General features: G+C 56.2%; 1 pseudogene. It reads right to left on the bottom strand.

The features are described 5' to 3' along the window. A pseudogene (locus ACF8AM_RS05860) lies at positions 1 to 2,545 on the bottom strand (VWA domain-containing protein); the annotation flags it as partial. Positions 2,546 to 2,620 lie beyond the last annotated feature (75 nt).

Genomic DNA, 2,620 nt, shown 5'->3' with positions numbered 1-2,620 from the left:
CCTGCCGCACCGGATGAACCTCCACCCACATCGAAAGTGGACGGTCAGCGACCTGTGCGTCGGTTCGTTGCATCGACAACTGAAAACGACATCGATTCTCTTGGATTGTCGGCGTGTGCACTCCCATCCGCACCGAAGTGGCATGCCCCTCGGTCGTTGCCAACACGCTGAATTGAGGAGCCCCATTGAGATACGGCAATGTCGCCAGTGGGTGCTCCATTTGGTTGGCGATCAAATCCAACTGTTCGCCCGGCGATACAGCGAGCACGGTCGATTGGTCGCCAACGGTCGCCGTCACGGCCGTGTTGACGGACTGAATTTCCGGCAGCGTGATCGTGTCGCCAAACGTGCCAACGTGTTTCGTTCCATCAGCCAAGTGCAACTCGAATGATTCGGACGACGACAACTCTTCCAATCGCTTGAGCAACTCCGTCGCTTCTTTGATATCCGTGATCGATTGACCACCGGTGCCGCTCGCGAGAGCTTCGAACTCAACCGCGGCGGCCGCGGCCTCGTGGCCGGCCAGCCCATACCCAATGACATGCACTTGGACGCCCAATGTCTTCGCCCGAGTCACCAACTGACCAATCGAGAAAATTGCTTCGGGAGTTGGATTGAATTGGTAGTTGCGACCATCCGAGATCACCACCACGTCTTTGCGAACACCGTCACCCGTTCGGCTGATGTCCTCCATCGCCTTCCAAATTGATAGATAAAGCGGCGTTTGGCCCCACGGAACGGCTGCGTCAAAGTGTTGACGGGCGAGTTCCAATTCCGCGATGTCAAAGCGCCCGGTCGGCAGCGCCACCTCGACATCTTCGAATGGTTGGATTGTCGGTGAAAATGGAAAACGCTTGTGATAGCGTTTCTGCAACAGAGTTGTTTGCCCACCTCCATCGCCCGAATCCTTGGCGGGATCGCCTGCACGAATTGCCATTCGATGACCATACAAAACCAATCCAACCTTTGACGGGCCAGGCTGCAGCCTCCGCATCATTTCGTAAACCGCTGATCGTGCGGCTTCGAACTTACTCGCACGTTGTGCCCCCCATGCCGAACGCCCCATCTCTTCGCCGAGAGGATCGTTCATGGACGCCGAACAATCCATCACAAACGTGATCGCACGCCCAGCATCCATCGCATCTCGAATCGTGACCTTGGCCCCTGTTTGGACCGTTTGACCTCGACTGGTCACGCCAAACGCCGTGCCCGATGACATGACGGAGGATTGATAGCGGTTGCCGCGAAAGTTCACCTCCGCCAACGAGGCCCGCTTTTGATCGACGGCCAACGTCAGTTCCAGGTTGGTTGGTGCATCGGTCGCTTGGATCGACACCGCTTGCTGAGCATCGGACGTTTTGATGCCGTTTCGGTGAATCGACATCACCGCAATTCCCTCGGGAAGATCCCCCTGGCCGTCCGCCGTATCAAGCCTCACCGAAACCGATTGGGTCTGTTGATCCAAGAAGGATGGCTGCGAAGTGGCGCGGACGATCAAGCCCTTGGTCGACGCCGTCCGGCGGGCTTCCATCTTGGCCGTCACCGAACGCTCGATCGATTTCCAATCCGAAGTCTCATTGTTTTCGGGTTGGGCCAATTTCAACAACGTTTGAGCGGTTGCGTCAAAGTAGGCCACGCCGTTGCTCGTCGGTGCGTACCAGAAATCGCCCAGCACCTCGTCGATTCGACAAGCCAATCGCCACTGCCGAGACGTTCGCTGATGATCCGCAATCACTTGCGAAAACGCTTCGTCCACCACAATCGAAACCACATGTCGCCAGGCGTGGTCGTGATCAACCGATGTCAACGAACGCAAACGTCGCCGCACGTCCGATGGGCTGGTCTCATCCGGATCCAAGCCCAACAGAATCGCCAAGAAATCGTTGCTGATGTGTTTGTCCGATTCGGATTCGTGCTCGTGATCATGTTCCAAAGACTGAGACAAGGGCTCGAAGGGCTCCATCGCCAGCTTTTCGTCCGTCTCACGAAGCTGTTTCTCCGCACGCATCGCCTGATAGGGATCGGAAGTCAACAACATCGACGCCGTTGCTGCTTGAAAAGAACCGCCGATGTGTTCCAAGAACTGGCCTGCCCGTTTGGATGCGATCACGATCTGGTCGTGAGTCTTCGTCGACCAAACCTGTTTGCCATCAATGAACTCATTCAGCAACGTGTCCAGCGCGATGACATCGTTCAGATTTGCCTCGTGAGCGTCATGTTCTTCATGCGTTCCGAAGGTCGTTGCCTCTTCATCGATCGATTGGAACAGATAAGGCAGTTCCGAAAACGCTCGATCTCGCGTTTGCCATGCATCGACCAAACCCGCCAAAATGACTCGCCGTTCCTTGACGACCTTTTCGAAATCCGACAACGCTGACACGACCGAATCGTGTGCGTCCCCATCCTGTCGATGCTCGATCGAATTGACGTCCGACGATACCGTGGACGCCAAAATCGTGTCCGCCAGATGTCGTCGACTTTGTTGCACGTCCAACGTGATCTGGTCGACGGCAGGGAAGATCGCATCGGGGAGACGACGCACCACGTGCAACCATTCTGTTTGCGCCTTTGCCGTGCGTTGGATCCAATCGGGATGTCTCCAAAAGCTCAATTCGGAAGC

Origin of the sequence: Rhodopirellula sp. JB055 (genome assembly GCF_043100905.1) — a bacterium.
In the GTDB taxonomy this organism is placed as follows: domain Bacteria; phylum Planctomycetota; class Planctomycetia; order Pirellulales; family Pirellulaceae; genus Rhodopirellula.
The sequence above is the reverse complement of the archived record's forward strand: the minus strand, read 5'-3'. Positions and strand labels throughout refer to the sequence as shown.